Origin of the sequence: Streptomyces sp. NPDC005820 (assembly GCF_040630255.1) — a bacterium.
Taxonomy (GTDB): Bacteria; Actinomycetota; Actinomycetes; order Streptomycetales; family Streptomycetaceae; genus Streptomyces.
This window is the reverse complement of sequence record NZ_JBEXXE010000055.1, coordinates 1-20,400: the sequence shown is the minus strand read 5'-3', so window position 1 is coordinate 20,400 and position 20,400 is coordinate 1. Positions and strand designations below refer to the sequence as shown.

Sequence of the window (20,400 nt, the reverse complement as noted above, 5' to 3'; positions counted from 1 at the left end):
GACCGCCTCTGTGTGTCGGGAACCGCTGGATCAGACGAGCGCGCCGTCGGTGATCTGGGTGGCGATGCCGTTCTTGAGCTCGACCTGGGCCTCCACACCGTCCTTGGCCGCCTTCTCCAGGTCGGCCTCCTCGCACGGGGCGTCCACCTTCGGGTTGGCGACGCCGCAGATCTGGCCCCCGCCCAGGATCACGGTGTCCTCGGAGAGGTAGAAGGACTGCTGCTCGCCGCCGGAGCCCTGGGCCTTGGGGCCGTCGATCAGGTACTTGCCGGGGGCCACGTACCGCACGATGCCGTACCAGGTGCCGCTGACGCCCTCGCCCTTGTTGAGCCCCTCCACTTCGGTCCCGCCGGAGCCGGACGTGGAGCCGCCGGACGTGGAGCCGCCGGACGTGGAGCCGCCGGACGTGGAGCCGCCGGACGTGCTGCTGCCTCCGGAGGTGCTTCCGGAACCGGTGGCGGAACCGGATCCGGTGGCGGACGCGGACGCGGAGGCGGTGGAGGAGGCGGACTCGCTCGCCGCCGCGGCCGTGTCGGAGGAACTCGCGGCGTCGTCACCCTGGTTGCACGCCGTCATCAGCAGAGTGCCGCCGAGGAGCGCGGCGGAGACGAGGAAGGCCTTGCGACGGTTGCGCATCATTGGTCAAGTCCCTTGAGGAAAAGGAGGGTCGGCGCCGAGGTGGGTTCGGCCGCTCGGTGTGGGTGCGATGACTAGGAGGGGGGCGGGATCCGAACGGATGCGTCGGTGTTCGAACCAGGACGACGCCGTCACGGCCCCGTGACATGGACAACTCGCTGTCACAGAACGGAGTTGTTCCCCTCGAGCGCTCCGATTCTAGGTATCTCCCATGACCTGGACGACCGCGTCGCGGACCGCCGCCGACGATGACGGGGCGGACTCGGGGAGCACGTCCTGCCGGGAGGGGCAGCCGGTGCGGTCCCGGCGGGCAGTCGCTCTGCCCCATGGCCTCTGATCCAGACAGCCGTCAGCACCGTAACGTCGCTGTGTGACTCTGTGGACTTCTCTAGAACCGGCGTCCGCGACCGTGGACCCCGGTGGGACCACGACCGTCCGGCTGCGGGTGCGCAACACCGGTGACGTCGTCGACGAGTACCGATTCGAGCCCGTCGGGGACATCGCGCCCTGGACGACGGTGGAGCCGCAGACGTTGCGGCTCTATCCCGGTACGACGGGCACGGTCGAGCTGACGTTCGCGCCGCCGCGCAGCCCCGACGCGACGGCGGGGCCGAATCCGTACGCCGTGCGGATCACGCCCACCGAGCATCCGGACGCGACGACGGTGCCGGAGGGCAATCTGACGATCACCCCGTTCACGGAGGTGCGGGCCGAGTTGGTCCCGCCGACCGTGAAGGGGCGGTTCCGGGGGCGGCCCCGGCTCGCGATCGACAACCTCGGCAACAGCAGGGTCACCGCGTCCGTCGCGGGGGCGGACATCGGTGACACCCTGTCGTACGAGTTCCGGCCGTCGAACGTGCAGATCGAGCCCGGCCGGGCGGTGTTCGTGGACACCACGCTGCGGCCCCGGCAGATCATCTGGTTCGGGTCCAAGGAGCAGCGGCCGTACGCGCTGAGCGTGCAGCGGTCGGGGGCGGTGCCGCTCTCGGTGGACGGTACGTTCGTCCAGCGCGGGTTTCTGCCGAGGTGGCTGGCGACGTCGCTGAGCATCGCGATGGCGCTGGCGATCGCGTTCGTGATGATCTGGCTGGCGTACAAGCCGCAGGTGCGGTCCCTCGCCTCGGAGAAGATGGTGGAGGTCAACGGCTCCGCGCTGCCGAGCCCCTCCGTGGCGGCGCCGTCCGTGCCGAAGACCGAATCCTCCGCACAGGCGCCCGCGGACCAGCCGGCCGCGTCCGCCCCGGCGCAGAACGACGACAGCGGCGGCTCCGGCTCGGGCTCCGGTTCGGGGTCCGGCGGCGGGTCGGGCGGGTCGACGGGGTCGGGTGGCGGCGGCGGTGGCGGTGGCGGTTCCGACGACTCGGACGGGCAGACCGAGGTGGCCGGACAGCTGATCATCGGGCAGGGCTCCAACCGCTGTATCGACGTCACCGACGCCACGAACGGCAAGGGCAAGGACGGCACCCCGCTGCAGATCTGGGACTGCGCCGGCTCCGCCAACCAGAAGTGGGACTTCCGCAGCGACGGCACGGTCCGCGCGCTCGGCCTGTGCATGGACGTCGCCTGGGGCTCCAAGGACGACGGCGCGGTCATCCAGCTCGCCAACTGCAGCGGCAACCCCGCCCAGCAGTTCGTGCTGAGCGACGCCGGTGACCTCGTCAACCCGCAGGCCAACAAATGCGTGGACGTGAAGGACAACGGGACCGGCAACGGGGCGAAGCTCCAGCAGTGGACCTGCTCGGGGACGCCCAACCAGAAGTGGCGCGTGGAGTAGGAGCACAACCGCTCCGAAAGGCCTGCACGGCCTACCAGTTGGCCTCGCCCGGTACCAGGCGGCCCGCCTTGCGGTACTCGCGGCGGGCCCCCTCCAGCAGGTCGCCGTCGCCCACGGGCCCGCCCCTTCCGGCGGCCAGATAGGCGGCGGTGACCACCGCGCTGCGGATCGAACCGCCGGCGAGTTCGAAGTCCCGGGCCAGTGGGGCCGGGTCGACGCCGTCCGCGCACGGCACATGGGCCAGCCCGTGCCGCCACAGGGCGAGCCGCTGCTCCTTGTCCGGGAACGGGAAGTCGATCACCAGGTCGAGCCGGCGGGTGAACGCCTCGTCGATGTTGGCGCGCAGGTTGGTGGTGAGCAGCGCGATCCCGTCGAAGGACTCCAGGCGCTGGAGCAGATAGGCGCTCTCCATGTTGGCGTACCGGTCGTGGGAGTCCTTCACCTCGGAGCGCTTGCCGAAGACCGCGTCGGCCTCGTCGAAGAGCAGGACGGCATCGGTGCGGTCCGCCTCGGTGAAGATGCGCTCCAGGTTCTTCTCGGTCTCGCCGACGTATTTGTCGACGACCGAGGACAGCTGGACGACGTACAGGTCGAGCCCCAGTTCGGCGGCGACGACCTCCGCGGACAGGGTCTTGCCGGTCCCCGACTCCCCCGCGAACAGCCCCAGCACGCCCCTGCCCCGTCCGCCGCCCGCGCTGAGCCGCCAGTCGCCGAGGACGCGGTCGCGGTGGCGGGCGCGCAGGGCGAGTTCATGGAGCTGGGTGAGGGGGCGGTCGGGCAGCACCAGGTCCGTCCAGCCGACGTCGGGCCGGATCCGGCGGGCATGCTTCTCCAGGCCGGACGCGGACTGCTGCCGGGCGGCGAGGCGGATGTGCTCGGCGGTGAGCGGCCCACCCTCGAAGGCGGCCAGCGCCCGAGCGGCCCGCGCGGCCCGCGCGACCCGGTCACCACTGAGACGGTAGGGGGCGACGGTGGCGGCGAGATCGAAGCCGGGCCGGGCGGGAGCCTGTTCGCCCGCCGTGCCGAGTTCCCTCTCCCACACCCCCGTGCCGCCCGTGCCGCGGCGGGGTGCGTCCAGGATCAGGGGGTCGGTGGGGGTCCAGTGGGGGTCGTACGGGCGGGGGTCCGCGAGGAGGACGGTCACGTCCGGTGCCGCCGTCAACGCGGCGACCAGCGGGGCCGGTTGGTCGGGGAGTCCGGTCACGACGACCGCCCGGCCGGTCAGCCGGGCCTCGCGTAGGAGGGCGGGGATCTGCTCGGTGGGCCCGGTGAAGCGCAGGGCCTCGGCGCCGGCCGTGTGCAGGGCGGCGGCGAGCGCGGCCGGGCCGTCGCCCTCGCGGTGTTCGCGCAGGTAGACGGTGAGGGGGCCGTGTGTGAGGCGGTCGGCGAGGCGGCGGGCGAAGGCCTCGGAGGGCAGCGCGCGCGGCAGGGGGTGCAGCAGACCCCGTAGGGACGCGTCGGGGGTGTCGTCCCCGAGGAGATGCGCGAGGACCCGGTCCGGGACGCGCAACGAGCGGGACAGGAAGGGGCGTTCGGGTTCCTCGATCTCCAGCAGGCCCAGCGCGGACAGCGGCGCCGAGGCGTGGAAGCGGGCGCGGGCCGGTGCGAGGTGCGCGGGCGCCCCGCACAGCTCCAGCGCGAGCCCGACCGTCGCCCGGCGCCTGCTGACGTCGTCGTTGAGGTAGCCGTAGAGCGGCTCGAACGTCCGGTCCAGGTCGGGCGCGAGGGCGATGAGGAGGACGGCGAGATCGAGGGCGGTGAGGGGGAGGCGGTCGGCGAGGGCGGTGAGGCGGTTCACCCCGCCCGTCGCGTCGGCGGGTCCGTCCGTCGGCTGCTCCACCTGCTGGACCGGCCCGCGGTCCAGCAGGTGCCGTACCGCCTCCTCGGAGAGATACAGCCCGCGCAACGGATCGGCGGCCGTGGGGTCCCCGACGGCCCGCTGATCGACCAGCCCGGCGACCCGCTCGCGCAGGGCGCCGAGACGAGTGAGCAGCGCGGCCGTCCCGTCGGCCGCCGCGAGGTCCGCACGGGTCGCCGCCGTCGCCGCCGTCGGCGTCACCGGTCGCCCTTCTCCGGGACCTCAGGGGCCTCAGGGGCCTCACGGGCCTCGCGGGCCGCCGCCACCTGGTGGGGGCGGTGGGCGCGGCCCTCGTCCTGCGGGGGGTCGCCGTCGAGGCCGGCGACCCGGACGAGCGCGCCCTCGGTGACCGGTGGGCCCGCGTCGTACTCGGGGTAGGCCGGGAAGGGGGCCGTCACCACCAGGTCCAGGGAGGGCTTGAGCTCGCCGCCGAGCGCGGACCAGATCTCCGCGAGGGAACGCGTCTCGGTCTGGACGCCGGCCACGTTCACATGGACCGCCAGGCCCAAGGCCCCGAGTGCGCCCGGGAGTTCGTCGGCGGCGAGGATCTCGCGCGGAATGAGGTTGGTCAGCACGGCGGAAAGCAGCCGGTGTTCGTCCTGCGGGGTTTTCGTCCAGGCGGTGACGAGGTAGGAAAGCCGGAACCAGCGCGGCGGCTGACGCCGTTTCACCACGACGTCCCGCTCGTCGCGCACCGCGACCTGCCCGCGCTGGCGGCGCGCCACGTCCTCCCGGATGTCGTACAAGTAGGCGTTGACGACGGGGGAGTTGCGCCGGGCCGCCCAGTCACGGGTGGGTGCCTCGAAGGAGACGTCGATGCCGGAGCCGGTCAGCGCGCCCCCGCCGAGCAGGCCCTTGAGGACCTCGTCGACCTCGTGGATCACCCTCGCGCTCCTCCGTCACCCGTCCTGCCGAACCCCCTTGACCGATCGTGCCCGTGACCGGGCGGGTTCCGCAGGCGCGCCGGGGTCGGCGGCCGGGCACGACACGCTGCCCGCGTGTTCCCCTTCGAGTGCCCGTTCGGTCAGATGTAGCCTTCCCGGAGGGCATATGCCACCGCATGCGCCCGGTTCCGCAGATGCAGGCGGGTCGTGAGTCCGTGCATCACGTTCTTGACGGTTCGTTCGGAGTAGGACAGCTTGCTGGCGATCTCTCCGGTGTCGAGGCCCTCGGCGACCAGCCGTAGGACGTCCACCTCCCGTGGCGCGAGCCCCAGCGAGGGCGCGCCCGGGCGCCCTGCCGCGCCCCGGTGCAGCGTGCCGACCTGGCTGATCAGCCGGCCCAGCAGATCGGAGGGCAGATCGCCGTCGCCGCGCGCCGCCGCGAGGACCGCCTGCACCAGCCGGTGCGCGGTGGCCTCCCGGCGCCAGACGATCGCCCCGACCCCGCACTCGATGACGTCGAGCAGCTCGGTCTCGCGGATCGCGCCCACCACGAGCACCACCCGGGTGCCCTCGGTGCGGGTGATCCTGCGCAGCCGGGCCAGAGCGGTGTCGTCGAGGGTGTCCTCGACGAGCAGCGCGACCGTGCCGGGCGTGGGCGTGGGGTCCTCGCGGACCTCGATCTCCGGCCGGCCCCGCAGCTGGCTCGCCGCGCCCTCCCGGGAGATGGGGTCGGGCGCGAGGACGGCGACGGGCAGGCGCCGCCTGGCATTCGGCGTGCCGGTGTCCGGTGTCCGGGTGTCGGAAGTCCGGGCGTCTGCTGTCCGGGGTGAGCTGAGCAACCTGTCCCCCATGGTGACGGGACCGCGTCCGGCGGGAACCGGTGGCGGATGGGTCCGGTCAACACTTCTGGGCCCCGTGGGGCGGGCGCAATCGTGGACCACCACGAGCCCCACCACGAGAGCAACGGGGAAGCAACCACAAGGTGCGAACATCACTGCAGGTCAACGGGGGTTCGATGGTCGTGCGGGAGGTTCTTCGTGAGCCTCGCCACAACGGCCGTACGACGTCGTACGGAGCCGCGCCCGACGGACGCACCGCGTCCGGGGGGCGTACCGACTGGCAGGAGACAGGGATGAGCGGACCCTTGCGGGAACGCGACGACGCGCACGCGTTGCTCGCGGCCGAGGTCGAGCGTGCCCGGGCCGGCGCGGGCCGGCTGGTCCTGCTGCGCGGGGCCACCGGCACCGGCCGCTCCGCGCTGCTGGAGGCCGCGGTCGCGCACGCGGCGGGGCACGGGCTGCGGGTGCTGCGGGCCCGCTGCTCCCCCGGGGACACCGCCGTCCCGTTCTCCTGCGTCCTCCATCTCCTGGGCCCCGTACCGGAGTTCGCGGACGAGGAGGTGGGGCCCGGCGAGGACGACCGGGGGAGCGCGGCGCGGCTGTGGCGGCTGCTGCGGTCGTACGCCGCCGAGGGCCCGGTGATGGTGGCGGTGGACGACGTCGACCTCGCCGACGACGCCTCGCGCCGCTGGCTGATGGAGGCGGCGCGGCACGTCGACCGATTACCGCTGCTGCTCGTGGCCACCGAGCGCATCCAGTACGACATCGATCCCCGGCCGACAGGTATCACACACGCCCTCACCCCCTCCCTGGTCCGCACCCACACCCTCGCCCCGCTCACCGACGACACGTCCGCCGAGCTGGTCCGTGCTGCCTTCCCCGAGGCCTCGCCGCGGTGGACGGCGGACTGCGTGGACGCCGCCGCGGGCAGCCCCCTGCTGCTGCACGCCCTCCTCGACGACCTCGCGGGCGCCCCCACGTCCACCCCCGTGCCGCACACGTGCGCCGCGCTGTACCCCGGTTCCTACCCGGCCGCCGTGTCCTGGTGGCTGGAGAGCGCCGGGGCGGCGACGGCGGAGGTGGCCCGGACCCTGGCGGCACTGGAACAGACGGAGACGGAGGGGGCGTCCGTCTCCCCTGAGGACACCACAGGCCTCGCCGCGCTGCTCGCCGACGCCTGTGCCGCCGATTCCGCTCGGGTTTCCGGATGGCTGACCGCGATGACCCGGCTGGGGCTGCTGCGGGCGGGCGCGGACGGGCGGCCCCGGTACGCGCACCCCCTGCTGCGGGACGCCGTCCTCGCCGGCTGGCCCGCGGGGCGCCGGCAGGACGCGCACCGGGCCGTCGCCCAGGCGATGCTGCGCCGGGGCGACGGGGTGGAGAGTGTGGCCCGGCAACTGCTGGGCAGTGCGCGGGTCGGTGAGCCGTGGGCGCTGCGCGTGCTGCGCGACGGCGTCACGGTCGCCATCCGCGCCGGCCGCCCGGACGACGCCGTCGGCTACCTCCGCCGCGCCCTCGCCGAGCCCCTCCCCGACGACCTCCGGCAGCGGCTGCTGACCGAACTGGGCTCCCTGGAGTACGCCTCCGCGGACGTCCCGGCCGGCATCCCCCGGCTGGTCGAGGCACTGGACCTGCCGGCCGAGCCGCGCGACCGGGTCCGTACGGCGATCGCGCTGGGCACGGCACTGGCGGGCCGCGGGGAGGTCCGTACGGCCGTGGAGGTGCTGCGCCGCACCGAGGCCCTGCTCCCCGGCCACCCCGGCCTCACCCGCACCCTGCAGACCGCGTCCGCGCTGCTCTCCGACCAGGACCAGACCGTCCGCCAGGACGCCTACCGCTGGCTCGCGGAGACCGCCGAACGCTCCCCGGAACCGGTCGGCGCCTCCGGCCAGGCCCTGCTGGTGCGGTACGCGGCGACCGCGGGGGACATCGGGGCGCGCGAGGCGATGCGTCGGCTGCGCACCCTCCTGGAGGAGCCCGCCGACCCGCTCGCCGAGCCCTTCCTGCTGGGTACGGCGGCGGCGGTGGCCCAGTGGGCCGACGAACTCGACGAGGCGCAACGCCTGGTGGAACGCGGCCTGGCCTCCCAGCGCCCGTTCCTCCTGCACCCGATGGAGCAGGCGCTGCTGGACACCCGCTGCGACATCGCGGCGGCCCGGGGCGACTACGCCACCGTCCTCGCCGGTCACCCGGACGCGGCCCGCGCCCGCCGCTGCGATGTCCCCGGCAACGCGGACGCGCACGCCCTGACGGCGCTGGTGGAGACCGGCCGTACGGCCGAGGCGCGCGCCCTCGCGGACACCTTCGATCTGCGGGACGCCCCCGACTCCTGGGAACTCAACCGCTTCCTCTACGCCCGGGGCATCCTCCGCTTCACCGAGGGCGAGGTCGCGGGCGCCCTGCACGACTTCCTGGAGTGCGGCCGCCGCCAGTCCGCCCGCGCCGTCGTCAGCCCGGTCGTCACCCCGTGGCGTACGGCGGCCGCGGAGTGCCGGCTCGCCCTGGGCAACCCCCGGGAGGCGCTGGCCCTGGCGGAGGAGGAACTGCGGCTGGCCCGGGTGTGGAACACCCCGCGCACGGTGGGCCGGGCGTTGCGCGTCCTCGGCCGGGCCACCCGGGGCCGGCGCGGTCTGGAACTCGGTGAGGAGGCGGTGACCGTGCTGCGGGACTCCCCGGCCGAGGCCGAACTGGTCGCCTCCCTGCTCGCCCAGGGTTTCCAGCTCAACGCCTCCGGCGAACGCGCCCGGGGCCGCGACCACCTCCGCGAGGCCGCCGAACGCGCCGAACGCCTGGGCAGCGAACGCCTCCTGGCCCACGCCAACCAGGCCCTGCGCACCGCCGGCGCCCGCCGCACCACCCCGGCCCACACCGGCTCCGGCTCGCTCACCGGCAGCGAACGCCGTATCGCGGAACTCGCGGTGGAGGGCCGCACCAACATGGAGATAGCCGCACTCCTGCATGTGGCCCGCCGGACGGTGGAGACCCATCTCACCAGCGCCTACCGCAAGTTGGGCATCAGGAGGCGGGGTGAACTGCGGGCGGCGCTGGAACGGTGACCGTACGACCGGAAACGGACCCCGGAGGGGACGACATGGAGACAGTGGTGGAGTGGGTGGACGCCCGTGAGCGGCTGCCGCGGTCCGGGACGCCGGTGGCGGCCGCGACGACGGGCCGCTACCCGGACGGGGAGGAGTTCTGGCTGGTGCTGCCCATGCACTTCACCACCCTGCACCTCGCCGAGGACGGCACCGAGCACCACGACTGCTTCGTCGACTCCGACCGCGTCGTCCGGCTGCCGTACGGCCGCCCCTGCGACGAGCCCGTCACCCATTGGGCGGCCCTGCCGACGCTCCCGGGCACGAGCGTGCACCACGTCCTGGGGGAGGACGTACGACCTGCCCTGCACAGGGCGAAGGCGGAGGCGGAGGCCGGGGACTAGGGAGCGTCCGGGTCCAGGACCACGGGCGCGCCGGCCAGGACCCCGCCGTCGAGGACGAACTCGCTGCCCGTGGAGAAGGTGGCGTCGGTGATGATGAACAGGACCGTGCGGGCGACCTCCTCGGGGGTGCCGAAGCGGGGGATCGGCTGGCCCGCGATGAACCGGTCGTCGAAGCCGGCCGTCATCGCCGTACGGATCGCGCCGGGGTGCACGGAGCAGACGCGGATGCCGTCCGGGGCCAGCTCCAGCGCGGCCGTCTTGGTCAGGCCGCGCACCCCCCATTTGCTCGCCACGTACGCGCCGACACCGGCGTACCCGGTCAGCCCCGCCAGGGAGGACATGTTCACGATCACCCCGCCGCCGGCCCGGCGCAGCGAGGGCGCCGCCGTGCGCATACCGAGCCAGGTGCCCTGAAGGTTGACGTCCAGGACCCGGCGGAACTGGAGCAGGCTCTCCTCCGCCAGGGTGCCCCACCCGGCGATCCCCGCGTTGTTCACCAGTACCGACACCGGCCCCGCGTGCTGCTCGGTCTTGGCCAGCGCCTTCTGCCAGCCCCGCTCGTCGCTGACGTCGAGGTGCAGGAAGCGGGCCGGGGCGCCGAGTTCCGTCGCCAGGGCGGTCCCCTCGGAGTCGAGGATGTCGGCGATCATCACCGTGGCCCCCTCGGCCGCGAGCAGGCGCACCACCGCGGCGCCGATCCCCCGCGCCCCGCCGGTGACGATCGCCACCCGCTCGTCGAGACGACCCATCGTGACCTCCTGTGACCTCCTGGGACGACGACCACCAGGCCCAGCATCGGCCGCGCGGGGGCGGGACCGCAGGTCGGGCTGGTCCGGACGGGGGACACGGCCCCCGCCCGGGTCACCGGTCAGCGGACCCGGATGAACAGCACGTTGTACCCGCTGCTCGTGCTGCGGTTCTTGATGTAGACGCCCTCCGAGCCGCCGCCGTCGGGGTCGCTGGTGTTGCCCTCCACCGTGGTGAAGGCGGAGCCGCTGCCCACCGAGCGCACGATGCCGATGTGCTCGTGCCCGCCCTCGAAGTCCCAGCCTCCGTTCCAGTCGAAGGCCACGATGTCGCCCGGCTGCGGATCCGTCGTCACCGAGAGGTGGTAGTTCCCGGCCCGCGCCTGCCTGACCCAGCCCACCACATAGGTGTTGCGGTAGGAGCTGGCCCCGGTCTGCTTGGCCACCCAGCTCACGAAGGTCGCGCACCAGGCGTAGGTGCTGGTGGACCTCGACAGGCCCACGGCCGATCCGTAGCTGTTCGCCCGGGCGCTGCCCTCGACCGTGCCGGCCTCGGCCTCGGCCACGGCGAGCATCCGGGCGTACCCGCCGCCGGGCGGCGTCGAGGAAGGCGGGGTGACGGCGCCGTACAGGGCGGCCTTGGTGTTCGTCCCCACCTGGCCGTCGACCGACAGCCCCTTCTCGGCCTGGAAGTCCCGCACCGCGCTGTAGGTCAGCGGTCCGAAGTCGCCGTCGACGGCGAGATCGGCTCCGTGGTGGTTGAGCAGGCTCTGCAGCTCGGTGACACAGCCGCTGCGCTGGCCCTGCACGATGTTCGCCGGGCACGAGGAGGAGGTCAGGTTGACCGGCGCCGGTGCGCCGCTGCCGCCGCCCGTGCTGATGTTCGCGTACAGGGCGGCCTTGGTGTTCGTGCCGACCTGGCCGTCGACGGAGAGGCCCGACGCCGACTGGAACGACTTCACGGCCGCCAGGGTCAACGGACCGAACTGGCCGTCCACGTCCAAGTGGTAGCCCTTGCCGTTGAGCAGGGCCTGGAGGGTGGCGACACAGCCGCCGCTCTCCCCGTCCACGATGTTCGCCGGGCAGGACGCCGAGCGCAGGTCCAGGGCGGTGGACGCCGACTCGTCGGTGTCGTACAGCTCCCGCTTGGTGTTGGTGCCGACCTGGCCGTCGACCGACAGGCCGTGCGAGGACTGGAAGTCGCGGACCGCGCTGTACGTGGCCGGGCCGAACTCGCCGTCCACGTCGATCGTGTAGCCGAAGTGCTGGAGCAGCCGCTGGAGTTCGCTGACACAGCCGCCCTTGTCGCCCTGGACGATGTTCGCCGGGCACGAGGCGGAGGTCAGGACGATCGGCGCCGGGGCCGAACCGCCCGTCGCGTACAGCTTGGCCTTGGTCTGCGGGCCGACCTGCCCGTCCACGGCGATCGCGGTGGAGGCCTGGTACTGGCGCACCGCGTAGAGCGTGTTCGCCCCGAAGCTGCCGTCCACCACCAGACCGGCGCCGTGCGCGTTGAGCAGGTTCTGCAACTCCGTGACGCAGCCGCTCACCTGCCCCTGGACGATGTTCGCCGGGCACGAGGAGGAGGTCAGCCTGATCGCCGCGGGCGCCGCCGCCGACGCCGGACCGGCACCGGCGCCGATCAGGGTGCCGGCCGTGAGGAGTGCCGTGGCGGCGGCGAGCGCACCGGTTCTGAGGGTTCTGACACGAAGAGATCTGTGGCTCATGACTGCGGGACGTCTCCTTCGCCGGGACCATGTCGGCACGTGGGTGTGCACGACCAACTGCCCTGTGAGTCATGGCAGTTGACGCATCGATTAAAGCGTCGGCGACCGCCCGTGGATACGCTCGCGGCGCAGCCTTTGCCCGCGGTTGGTCAGCGTGCGAACGACCAGGTCAGCCGGGCCCCCGACACCGCGGTCACCCGCACCGGAATGTCCACGGTCGTCCCGTCGCCGCGCCGCCCCGTGCACACGATCCGGGTGCGCGGGACCGCCTTCAGCCCGGTCGGGCAGGTCACCCGGACCTCGGTGCCGACCCAGGGCAGCGGGTGGTAGAGCCCCTCCACCCGCCCGGCGACGATCCCCGGCGCGAGGGCCTTCACCCCGTCGACCAGGACGGTGTCGTACCGGTCGAGGGTCGTGGTGGACTCGGTGCGGGTGACGAACGGGGTGGCGAGGCCGACCAGGGCGAGGACGGCGGCGGCGCCGCCCGCGAAGCCGACCAGGAACCTGCTGTCGGGCATGCCGGGACCGTACCAGCCGCGGATCCGCCGCCGCCTCGACCATTCGGCCGATCCCGCGACCGCCGCCCGCGCCTACCGTGAGCTGCATGAAATCCGGTTGGCTCAAGGGGTGCGCGCGCGGTGCCGCCGTCGGGGCGCTCTGCACGGCGGCGCTCATCGACCTGGCGTCCGCGGCCGCCGTCGAGTACCCGCTGTGGCGTCCGGCGGTGGTGCTGGCGGTGGGCCTGACCGCGGTCCTCTGGCCGGCGGCCCGCCGCCCGGCCTGGCTCACCCCACCCCTGCGCACCACGATCCCGGCCCTGCTCTCGCTCGCCTACACGGCCGCCGCCTACCTCCCGGACCACAACGCCCCCTTCGGCCCGGGCGAGCTGGCCGTCCTCCTCTCCCTGCTCTTCATCGCCGTACGACACTGTCCACCGCGCTGGTCGGTGGCGTGCGCGGTGCTGGACGCGTGCGCGGTGCTGGCCACGCCGTTGCGCTACTACGGGCAGCTGCCGCCGGACGGGGCGCTGGGGTTCACCCTCGTGAGCCTGATCCTGATCGGAATAGTCGCGGGCCTGGCCGCCTACCTCCGCTCCCTCGACTACCGCCGCACGGTCGCCGTGGCCGACACCCGCCGTGAGGAGCGGCTCGCGATCGCGGCCGACCTGCACGACTTCGTGGCCCACCACGTCACCGGCATCCTGGTCCAGACGCAGGTGGCCCGCATGATGGCGACGACCCGGCCGGACGCCCTCGACCCGGTCCTCGCGGGCATCGAACGCGCCGCGACGGAGGCCCTCGCCTCCATGCGCCGCACGGTGGGCGTCCTGCGGGACACGGACACCGAGGCGGACCGCCGCCCGGTGGGCGACCTGGCCGCGATCACGGGCCTGACGGAGGGTTTCGGGGGCCCGACGCAGAGGATGGTCCTCGACCGGGACCCGTCACTGCCTGCCGACCTTCCCCACGAGGTGCAGGCCGCCGCCTTCCGCGTGGTCCAGGAGTCCCTGACGAACGTACGCCGTCACGCGGCCGACGCCACGACGATCACCGTTCGCCTCCGTCAGGCGGACGGCGCGCTGGAGGTCACCATCCGCGACGACGGCCGCGGCGGCACCCAGCTCCCCGCCGAGGCACACGGGGGCGGCTTCGGCCTGGTGGGCCTGAGGGAGCGGGTCACGGCCCTGGGCGGCCGACTGTGGGCAGGCCCGGCAGCCGGCGGGCAGGGCTGGGAGGTCCGGGCACGTTTTCCTACGGCCCGTTGAAGGGCCTGCTCAGGAGCCGTAGAGAGGCAGCTCCTCGGTGGAGATGGTCCAGTCGGCGATGGTGACGTCCTCGCCGTAGACGAAGTCCTTGCGGGTGGCGTAGCGGGGGCCGTCGGAGGTGGGGTGGATGTCGGTGAGGACGGCGCCGGTGCCGGTGCGGGGGTCGAAGACCGCGTAGACGGGGATGCCCATCAGGGGGTAGTCGCGAAGCTTGCTGACCCAGTCGTTGTCCGGGTTGGAACAGGAGACGATCTCGACGGCGGCGACCAGCGTACGAGGGTCGAAAGATCCGTCACCTTCCATGTCCGCCTCCGCGATCACCATGATGTCGGGGCGGCGCATGATGCGCTCGGTCTCGTCCTCGACGTCGGGCACGCCGGTGTGGGCCACGAACGCTTCCGGGATCACTCGTTCAAGGCGTTTCCGCAGGTGCAGGGCGGTCAACGCGTGCGGTCCGACGGGCGTACGCAGATCGTGGACGATCCCCTCCCTGGTGATCTCGAACCGTCCGGGAACGGTGTCGTCCAGCCCCTGCACGAAGTCCCTCATAGCCCGGTAGGTGTGTGTGCGTGCCCAGGGGATCGGTTCGTTCTCAGGCATGGGTGGCATGGGCTGCACGGCAGTCGCGGCAGCGGCCCGGGGTCGGGGCGCGGAAGGGGCGGTCGCAGCCGTCGCAGTTCTGGAAGGGGTGGCGGGGCTCCGGGGCGGTTGGGGCCGGGGGCCGGAACGGGGGCGGGGGTGGGAGCTGGGCGGTCAGGCGGTGGGCCAGGAGCGCTGCGGGGCGGCGCAGGGGTTCGTTCGGCAAGTCGGCGGTCAGCGCGTGGCGTACGGCTGTCGGGGTGAGGTCGCGTTCCAGCCAGGCGGCGACGCCGGGAGCGAGGTGTTCGGCGTCGGTGGCGGAGAGGAGGAGCCGGGGGTCGTGGCGGCGGAGGGTCGCGAGGAGGTCCACGGCTGTCTGGAGGAGGGTGGGTGAGGTGTCCGAGGGCTTCGGCACGGCGGGCAGGAGCTTGCGGCGCGGCGGGGGCCTGTCCTGGGCGGGGCGGGGGGCGGGCTTGGTGGAGGTGTCCGCCGGGGCGGTCCGGTGGCCGGGCTTGTTGCAGTAGACCGTGCGGGTGACGATCCGGCCGCAAGGGGTGCGCTCGCGGGTGCGGCGCAGGTAGCCGTGGGCTTCGAGTTCGTTCAGAGCGGCGGCGATCCGGGTCGTGCCCTCGGGGAAGCGCTTGGCGAGGGACTTGATGTCGATGCAGGTTCCGGGTTGCACCGACTGGATGTGGACGCCGAGGCCGATCGCGAGGAGGGACAGTTCCGTGTGCTGGGCGAGGTCGTTGCCGATCACCGTGAACTGGGTGGTGTGGCGGATGTGCTCGTGGATCACGCCCGTGTGAGGGTGGTTCTTGCCCGGCTTGCGGGACTTGGCGGGGGCGGGCGCGCTAGGGTTTTTCGTATCCATCGGGAAGGTTGTGCTTCCTAGTTGGTCAGGCCCTCGCACTGGGATTGCCCGTCCCTGCGGGGGCCGTCGTATGTCGGCGGCTGTCGCGCTGAGCGTAAGCCAGGCAAGGGGCAGTAAATCCAGCTGAGTTGGTCTATTTCACCCGCCCGGGTGAGTTTGATCCACGGGCGGGAGGGGTGGGGCTTGGTCGGGTTCTTTCACCTGTGTCTTTGGTCCTTGGGGAGACCGCCCCCGGCACCGGAGCGCACACTCTCGGGTTCCGGTGGCAGCACCACCTCCGCCCAGACCGTCTTGCGCGGCGGCAGGCCCTCGTACACGCCCCAGCGGTCGGCGTACGCGTCCACGAGCAGGAGGCCCCGCCCTGACTCTCCGTCGCCGGGGGCCTGTTGGAGGCGGGGCAGGTGGTCACCGCGCGTGTCCGTCACCTCGATACGGAGCGTGTCCGCGATGACGTACACGAGGAGGGAGAAGTCCCTTCCCTGGACGCGGCCGTGCGTGGCGGCGTTGGTGGCCAGTTCCGCGACGATGTGCGCCGCCGGGTCCAGCGGGAGGCCCCAGGAACGGAGTTGTTCCGTGGCCAGCAGCCGGGCGAGACGGGCGCCTCGGGGGGTGGGGGAGAGGCGTACGTCGAAGTTCCGGAGGGGCGAGTTGAGTTGGGGGGAATTCTGCATCACGTCACTCAGCGTGGCTGTGTTTGTTTACCGTGAACAGCGACTATGCGGTTGCGTACAGTCACTGTCCACTCTTTGTCCGGTGCTGTCCGGGCATGTCGAGCACGGTCTGAGGGGGCTTCGGGATGACGCAGGGAGACGAGCCGGGGTGGGAGGTCGACCCCACCGACGAGTGGGGTGTCGCGGTGGTCGCCACCGTCGCCCGGCAACTCAAGCTCCGGCGCGAGGCGGTCGGAATGCGGGCCGGCGACTTCGGCACGGCCGTCGGGTACGGCGAGGACATGATCTACAAAATCGAGAGCGGGAAGCGGATTCCCCGGCCCGAGTTCCTGGACAGAGCGGACGAGGTGCTCGGGGCGGGTGGGCTGCTCTCCGCGATGAAGGAGGACGTCAAGCGGGTCACCTATCCGAAGAAGGTGCGGGAGATCGCCGAGCTGGAGGCGAAGGCGGTCGAGATCCAGCTCTACGACCCGCTGAGCATCCATGGGCTGTTGCAGACACCTGAGTACGGCCGGGGGCTGCTTCTGATGCGGCGCCCTGCGTACACCGAGGCCGAGGTGGAGCGGTTCGTCGCGGCCCGCGTGGGGCGTAAGTCCGTCTTCGAGCGGGACCCGATGCCGGAACTCAGCTTCGTGGTGGAGGAGTGGACGCTACGACGCCCCCTCGGCGGACGAGCTGTCCTGCGCCGCCAACTGGAACACCTGCTGGAGACAGGCCGGTTGCGCAACGTCGAGCTTCAGGTGATGCCCATGGACTGCGAGGAGCATGCCGGGGTGGACGGCAGCATCGAGGTGCTGAAGTTCGCGGACGGATCAGCTGTCGGACGTTCGCTTGTGGTGGCCAACGGCCGAGCGGTTTGCGACCTGAAGCAGCTCCGTATCCTGGAACTGCGGTACGGCATCATCCGAGCTCAGGCCCTCACTCCACGTGAGTCGCTGGCCTTCATCGAACAACTGCTGGGAGAGACATGACCCGCGACCTCGTGTGGTTCAAGAGCAGCTACAGCAGTGGCAGTGAGGGCGACTCCTGCCTCGAAGTCGCCGTAACCCCCGCCTCCATCCACATCCGCGACTCCAAGCACCCCGAAGACGGCCCCACCTTCCACGTCACTGGTCGTACCTGGACGGCGTTCCTCTCCTACGCCTCCGGCGCGTAACGGCGCAGGACCGCCAGCTCCGCCTCCTCCAGGCGGCGGGGGCAGCGTTCCGTCTCGTCGTAGGCGACCGCCGTGCTCACGCAGGTGCAGTACGTCCGCAGGCCCCTCTTGATATGGCTGGTGAGGCGGAACGACGCGCGGCGGACCGTGGTGATCTCGTGGCGGACGTAGACCATGCGCGGGCGGATCTCCTCGCCGGAGAGGCCGGGCTGGAGGTAGAAGAGGTCCACATGGGCGTCCTGGATCCTCTCCAGGAGCCGCACGTGGTTGAAGGGGTCCAGGTCGCTCATGCGGATCGGGCGGTTGTAGAGGTGCGGCCGCATGCCGGAGGCCAGGGTGTCGATCACGGGGTCACCGCTGAGCGGAGGGCTTCCTCGATGAGGTCGGCCGCCGCTCCCGCCCCTCCCGCGTCGGCGAGTTCGGCCCGGAGAGCGGTGAGTCCCTCGCGGATCTCGGCAGAGGCCGTCACCGTGCGGACCGCCTCGCGCAACGCCTCCGGGGTGGCCTGCTCGCGTGGGAGGTGGACGCCCAGGCGGAGGTGTTCGATCTGGGTCGCGTTCACGCGCTGTTCCGCCATCTGGGGGACCGCGACCATCGGGACGCCGTGGGCCACCGCCTCCATCGTGCCGCCCATGCCGGCGTGGGTGACGAAGGCCTCCGCGTAGGAGAGGACGGACACCTGGGGGACGTGGGCGTGGATCTCGACGTTGGCCGGTAGCGGGCCGAGGTCGGACGGGGAGAGCTCGAAGCCCACCGGCATCACCACGTGGTGGTCGGTGTCCGCGAACGCCTCGACGCAGGCCCGGTAGAAGTCCGGGCGGCGGGTGAACTGGGAGCCCAGGGAGATGAGCACGACCCGGGCGTCCGGGTGCGGGGGGTGCCAGGTGCCCTGGTGGGAGCGGTCGCCCAGGATGGGGCCGGTGTAGGCGACACGGCCGGCGGTGACCGTGTCCGGGCGGCGCTGGAAGGCTCGGGGGAGGGCGGCGATCGCGTAGGCCGGGGACTCGCACTCGTGGAGGCGGGAGGGGTCCAGGCCCCGGGCGGTGAGGGCGGCGGCGAGGTCCTGGTAGCCGGGGAGGTCGGGGACGGCGGGGATGCCGTCGAAGAGCTCCGGGAGGATGCCGTCGTAGGAGAGGTGCGTGGGGGAGAAGAGGACCGTGGGGATCCGCCACTGGGCGCCCAGGATCAGGCCCGCGAAGCCGTAGACGTCGTAGAGGATCAGGTCGGGGCGGTCGGCGGCGTAGGCGCGGGTGAGGGCGGGGAGGGCGCCGAGGGAGGCGTGGACCGCGCGGGCGAAGCCCTCGGAGAGGCGCTCGGGGGGTTCGGATCCGTCCCCCGCGTCGACCGGGTAGAGGACGGGTTCCGCGCCGGCCGCCTTCACCTGGTGCAGGAAGTGCTCGCTGATCGCGTACGTCACCCGGTGGCCGCGTCGGACCAGCTCCTCGACGACTCCGAGCGTCGGGTTGACGTGCCCGAGCATCGGCAGGTTGACGACGGCGACATGAGCGGGGCGGGTGCCGGGCACGGGCGGGGTCCTGTCCTGTGGGCGGTGCGGTGCGGCGCGGTGCGCGGTTCTGCCCAACGAAGCCCTACCGCCGTCCGTGACCCCACCCCCGCGCAGGATCACTCCATCGGGGAGGTGGGGGCGGCTGTGTGTTCGGCCCCGGGGAACACCGGTCCACCTCCGGCCGTCGTCGTCAGGATCGCGCTCGCCACTACGTCGAAGAGGTGGCCGGCGCGTGGGGCGAGCGCGGGCTGGTCGCTGAGCCACGCCAGCGACGCGCCCAGCGCGAACAGGTCGGTGCCGTCGAGGTCGGTGCGGGCCCTGCCCTCGGCCTGGGCGCGGGTGAGGAGGCGGGTGCCGGCTGCGCGCATCGTGACGCACGAGGCGTGCAGCGCGGACTCCTCGTCCTCGATGGCCGTCGTCATCAGGGCCACGACGCCACGGTAGTTGTGCGCGCAGGCGACGAAGTCCCGCAGCCACGACAGCAGGGCGTCATCGGGCGCGTCCGAGGCGGCCAGGGCGGCCGCCGTCTCCGCCAGCTCGTCGAAGCTCGTGCGGAGCAGGGCTTCGAGCAGCGCCTCGCGGGTCGGGAAGTGACGGATCAGCGTGGCCAGCCCCACGCCGGCCCGGCGGGCGATGTCGCGCAGGGACGCGTCGACGCCCTGCTCGGTGACGACGGCGCCCGCGACGGTGAGCAGGTGGTCGTGGTTCTTCCTGGCGTCGGCACGCATGGCTTCCGCTCCCCTTGCCTTTCCGGATCAGTGATCCGTATTATCTGGATCAGTGGTCCGGATGATGTGGACCACTGATCCGTTCAGCGTATCCCCTGGTAGAGGCGGGAGTACAGCGATGCCGACCCCCACGATGAAGGCCATCCGGCTGCATGAGCACGGCGGCCCCGAGGTGCTGCGCCACGAGGACGTGCCGCTGCCCGAGCCGGGGCCCGGTGAGGTGCTCGTCCGCGTCCACGCGGTCGGGGTCAATCCCCCCGACTGGTACCTGCGCGACGGGCTGACCGACCTGCCGCCGGAGACCCGGCCGGTGTTCAGCCTGCCCGTGATCCCGGGGACCGACGTGTCGGGTGTCGTCGAGGCCGTCGCCGCCGACGTGGACGGCTTCTCCGTCGGCGACGAGGTCTTCGGCCTCCTGCGCTTCCCCAGCTTCGACGGCGGCGCCTACGCCGAGTACGTGGCCGCGCCCGCGTCCGACCTCGCCCTCAAGCCGCCCGGCATCGACCATGTGCACGCCGCGGGGGCGGCCATGGCCGGGCTGACGGCCTGGCAGTTCCTGATCGAGGTGGGACACGACCACCCCTCGCCCTTCCAGACGGCGCGGCACCGCCCGACGGCACTCGGCTCCGGCACGACGGTGCTCGTCAACGGCGCCGCGGGCGGCGTGGGACACCTCGCACTGCAACTGGCGAAGGGAAAGGGCGCACAGGTCGTCGCGGTGGCGTCCGGCGCACACGAAGCCTTCCTGCGCGAGCTGGGCGCGGACGAGTTCATCGACTACACCAAAGAACGCCCCGAGGCACTCGTGCACGACATCGACCTCGTCCTCGACACCGTCGGAGGCCCCCACAGCCGTCGCTTCCTGCGCACCCTCAAGCGGGGCGGCGCCCTGTTCCCCGTGTTCTTCGGCGAGTTCGACGAGGAGGAGACCGCGCGACTGGGCGTCACGGTCTCGGGCACCCAGGTCCGCTCGAACGGCACGCAACTCGCCCAGCTGGGCCGCCTCCTCGACACGGGCGCGGTACGCGTCGCGGTGGACAGCACGTTCCCCCTCGCGGACGCCCGAGCGGCCCACGAACGCGCCGCCCGGGGACACCTCCAGGGCAAGATCGTGCTCACGGTCGCCTAGTGCCGCGGCAGGCAACGTTTGCCCCGTCGCGACGCCCGGCACGCCCTCTCGCCGCACCGGCCGAAAGCCCAAGTACATCCAGTACGAGGGC

At 72.6% G+C, this 20,400-nt stretch carries 20 protein-coding genes; 7 read left to right on the top strand and 13 right to left on the bottom strand.

Annotation, left to right across the window (positions count from 1 at the left end):
* Positions 1-30 precede the first annotated feature (30 nt).
* Positions 31-639, bottom strand: a complete 609-nt coding sequence (locus tag ABZ464_RS44125) for a hypothetical protein (protein ID WP_359287574.1) — start codon at positions 637-639, stop codon at positions 31-33.
* A gap of 367 nt (positions 640-1,006) precedes the next feature.
* Between ABZ464_RS44125 and ABZ464_RS44120 the strand changes: the two genes are divergently transcribed.
* On the top strand, positions 1,007-2,410 hold the full coding sequence (locus tag ABZ464_RS44120; protein WP_359287573.1) for a ricin-type beta-trefoil lectin domain protein: 1,404 nt from the start codon (positions 1,007-1,009) through the stop codon (positions 2,408-2,410).
* 31 nt (positions 2,411-2,441) lie between these two features.
* Here the strand turns inward: ABZ464_RS44120 and ABZ464_RS44115 are convergent, their stop codons facing one another.
* The 3 genes from ABZ464_RS44115 to ABZ464_RS44105 form a co-directional block, all read right to left on the bottom strand.
* Positions 2,442-4,403 carry an ATP-binding protein gene (locus ABZ464_RS44115; protein WP_359287621.1) on the bottom strand — a complete coding sequence of 654 codons (1,962 nt, stop codon included), beginning with the start codon at positions 4,401-4,403 and terminating at the stop codon, positions 2,442-2,444.
* Positions 4,404-4,465: 62 nt separating this feature from the next.
* Complete coding sequence (locus tag ABZ464_RS44110; RefSeq protein WP_359287572.1) at positions 4,466-5,152, bottom strand: DUF4255 domain-containing protein; 687 nt, start codon at positions 5,150-5,152, stop codon at positions 4,466-4,468.
* 140 nt (positions 5,153-5,292) lie between these two features.
* On the bottom strand, positions 5,293-5,907 hold the full coding sequence (locus tag ABZ464_RS44105; RefSeq protein WP_359287620.1) for a response regulator transcription factor: 615 nt from the start codon (positions 5,905-5,907) through the stop codon (positions 5,293-5,295).
* A 377-nt stretch (positions 5,908-6,284) separates the two neighbouring features.
* Between ABZ464_RS44105 and ABZ464_RS44100 the strand changes: the two genes are divergently transcribed.
* Together ABZ464_RS44100 and ABZ464_RS44095 are read left to right on the top strand one after the other, a co-directional pair.
* Positions 6,285-9,047, top strand: a complete 2,763-nt coding sequence (locus ABZ464_RS44100) for an AAA family ATPase (protein WP_359287571.1) — start codon at positions 6,285-6,287, stop codon at positions 9,045-9,047.
* A gap of 35 nt (positions 9,048-9,082) precedes the next feature.
* Entirely contained in the window at positions 9,083-9,430 is a 348-nt protein-coding gene (locus tag ABZ464_RS44095; protein ID WP_359287570.1) for an AQJ64_40280 family protein, read from the top strand.
* On the opposite strand, the gene ABZ464_RS44090 is transcribed toward ABZ464_RS44095, so the two are convergent.
* From ABZ464_RS44090 to ABZ464_RS44080, 3 genes are all read right to left on the bottom strand, one after another.
* A complete protein-coding gene (locus ABZ464_RS44090; protein ID WP_359287569.1) occupies positions 9,427-10,179 on the bottom strand; it encodes an SDR family oxidoreductase in 753 nt (250 codons plus the stop codon). The two genes, ABZ464_RS44095 and ABZ464_RS44090, sit on opposite strands and share 4 nt — an antisense overlap.
* A gap of 119 nt (positions 10,180-10,298) precedes the next feature.
* A complete protein-coding gene (locus tag ABZ464_RS44085) occupies positions 10,299-11,903 on the bottom strand; it encodes a peptidoglycan-binding protein (RefSeq protein ID WP_359287568.1) in 1,605 nt (534 codons plus the stop codon).
* A gap of 149 nt (positions 11,904-12,052) precedes the next feature.
* Positions 12,053-12,421, bottom strand: coding sequence for a hypothetical protein (locus tag ABZ464_RS44080; protein ID WP_359287567.1), 369 nt, complete (start codon positions 12,419-12,421; stop codon positions 12,053-12,055).
* Between the two features lie 86 nt (positions 12,422-12,507).
* Between ABZ464_RS44080 and ABZ464_RS44075 the strand changes: the two genes are divergently transcribed.
* Positions 12,508-13,668: a sensor histidine kinase gene (locus ABZ464_RS44075; RefSeq protein WP_359287566.1), complete on the top strand. Its 1,161-nt coding sequence runs from the start codon at positions 12,508-12,510 to the stop codon at positions 13,666-13,668.
* Positions 13,669-13,677: 9 nt separating this feature from the next.
* On the opposite strand, the gene ABZ464_RS44070 is transcribed toward ABZ464_RS44075, so the two are convergent.
* The 3 genes from ABZ464_RS44070 to ABZ464_RS44060 form a co-directional block, all read right to left on the bottom strand.
* Entirely contained in the window at positions 13,678-14,268 is a 591-nt protein-coding gene (locus tag ABZ464_RS44070; protein WP_359287565.1) for a Uma2 family endonuclease, read from the bottom strand.
* Positions 14,261-15,118: a helix-turn-helix domain-containing protein gene (locus ABZ464_RS44065; RefSeq protein WP_359287564.1), complete on the bottom strand. Its 858-nt coding sequence runs from the start codon at positions 15,116-15,118 to the stop codon at positions 14,261-14,263. The genes ABZ464_RS44070 and ABZ464_RS44065 overlap by 8 nt, the downstream gene beginning before the upstream one ends.
* Before the next feature lie 197 nt (positions 15,119-15,315).
* The gene (locus tag ABZ464_RS44060) at positions 15,316-15,789 is read right to left on the bottom strand and encodes an ATP-binding protein (RefSeq protein WP_359287619.1); all 474 of its coding nucleotides are present in this window, start codon (positions 15,787-15,789) and stop codon (positions 15,316-15,318) included.
* A 125-nt stretch (positions 15,790-15,914) separates the two neighbouring features.
* On the opposite strand from ABZ464_RS44060, the gene ABZ464_RS44055 reads away from it, so the two are divergent.
* Together ABZ464_RS44055 and ABZ464_RS44050 are read left to right on the top strand one after the other, a co-directional pair.
* Positions 15,915-16,760, top strand: a complete 846-nt coding sequence (locus ABZ464_RS44055) for a helix-turn-helix transcriptional regulator (protein ID WP_359287563.1) — start codon at positions 15,915-15,917, stop codon at positions 16,758-16,760.
* Positions 16,757-16,945 (top strand): DUF397 domain-containing protein, encoded by a 189-nt coding sequence (locus tag ABZ464_RS44050; protein WP_359287562.1) that lies wholly within the window; start codon positions 16,757-16,759, stop codon positions 16,943-16,945. The genes ABZ464_RS44055 and ABZ464_RS44050 overlap by 4 nt, the downstream gene beginning before the upstream one ends.
* Here the strand turns inward: ABZ464_RS44050 and ABZ464_RS44045 are convergent.
* From ABZ464_RS44045 to ABZ464_RS44035, 3 genes are all read right to left on the bottom strand, one after another.
* Entirely contained in the window at positions 16,927-17,292 is a 366-nt protein-coding gene (locus ABZ464_RS44045) for a hypothetical protein (protein WP_359287561.1), read from the bottom strand. The genes ABZ464_RS44050 and ABZ464_RS44045 overlap by 19 nt on opposite strands.
* Entirely contained in the window at positions 17,289-18,470 is a 1,182-nt protein-coding gene (locus ABZ464_RS44040) for a macrolide family glycosyltransferase (RefSeq protein ID WP_359287560.1), read from the bottom strand. The genes ABZ464_RS44045 and ABZ464_RS44040 overlap by 4 nt, the downstream gene beginning before the upstream one ends.
* A gap of 98 nt (positions 18,471-18,568) precedes the next feature.
* On the bottom strand, positions 18,569-19,180 hold the full coding sequence (locus ABZ464_RS44035; RefSeq protein ID WP_359287559.1) for a helix-turn-helix domain-containing protein: 612 nt from the start codon (positions 19,178-19,180) through the stop codon (positions 18,569-18,571).
* A 118-nt stretch (positions 19,181-19,298) separates the two neighbouring features.
* Here ABZ464_RS44035 and ABZ464_RS44030 point away from each other — a divergent pair, with 118 nt between their 5' ends.
* The gene (locus ABZ464_RS44030; protein WP_359287558.1) at positions 19,299-20,309 is read left to right on the top strand and encodes an NADP-dependent oxidoreductase; all 1,011 of its coding nucleotides are present in this window, start codon (positions 19,299-19,301) and stop codon (positions 20,307-20,309) included.
* The last annotated feature ends 91 nt before the right edge of the window (positions 20,310-20,400 follow it).

Excerpts from the sequence above, each read along its gene's own strand:
- ABZ464_RS44095 (WP_359287570.1), top strand. The coding sequence starts at position 9,083 with ATGGAGACAGTGGTGGAGTGGGTGGACGCCCGTGAGCGGCTGCCGCGG.
- ABZ464_RS44075 (WP_359287566.1), top strand. The coding sequence starts at position 12,508 with ATGAAATCCGGTTGGCTCAAGGGGTGCGCGCGCGGTGCCGCCGTCGGG.
- ABZ464_RS44070 (WP_359287565.1), bottom strand. The coding sequence starts at position 14,268 with ATGCCTGAGAACGAACCGATCCCCTGGGCACGCACACACACCTACCGG.
- ABZ464_RS44035 (WP_359287559.1), bottom strand. The coding sequence starts at position 19,180 with ATGCGTGCCGACGCCAGGAAGAACCACGACCACCTGCTCACCGTCGCG.
- ABZ464_RS44060 (WP_359287619.1), bottom strand. The coding sequence starts at position 15,789 with ATGCAGAATTCCCCCCAACTCAACTCGCCCCTCCGGAACTTCGACGTA.
- ABZ464_RS44050 (WP_359287562.1), top strand. The coding sequence starts at position 16,757 with ATGACCCGCGACCTCGTGTGGTTCAAGAGCAGCTACAGCAGTGGCAGT.
- ABZ464_RS44085 (WP_359287568.1), bottom strand. The coding sequence starts at position 11,903 with ATGAGCCACAGATCTCTTCGTGTCAGAACCCTCAGAACCGGTGCGCTC.
- ABZ464_RS44125 (WP_359287574.1), bottom strand. The coding sequence starts at position 639 with ATGATGCGCAACCGTCGCAAGGCCTTCCTCGTCTCCGCCGCGCTCCTC.
- ABZ464_RS44030 (WP_359287558.1), top strand. The coding sequence starts at position 19,299 with ATGCCGACCCCCACGATGAAGGCCATCCGGCTGCATGAGCACGGCGGC.
- ABZ464_RS44080 (WP_359287567.1), bottom strand. The coding sequence starts at position 12,421 with ATGCCCGACAGCAGGTTCCTGGTCGGCTTCGCGGGCGGCGCCGCCGCC.
- ABZ464_RS44055 (WP_359287563.1), top strand. The coding sequence starts at position 15,915 with ATGACGCAGGGAGACGAGCCGGGGTGGGAGGTCGACCCCACCGACGAG.
- ABZ464_RS44090 (WP_359287569.1), bottom strand. The coding sequence starts at position 10,179 with ATGGGTCGTCTCGACGAGCGGGTGGCGATCGTCACCGGCGGGGCGCGG.
- ABZ464_RS44065 (WP_359287564.1), bottom strand. The coding sequence starts at position 15,118 with ATGGATACGAAAAACCCTAGCGCGCCCGCCCCCGCCAAGTCCCGCAAG.
- ABZ464_RS44100 (WP_359287571.1), top strand. The coding sequence starts at position 6,285 with ATGAGCGGACCCTTGCGGGAACGCGACGACGCGCACGCGTTGCTCGCG.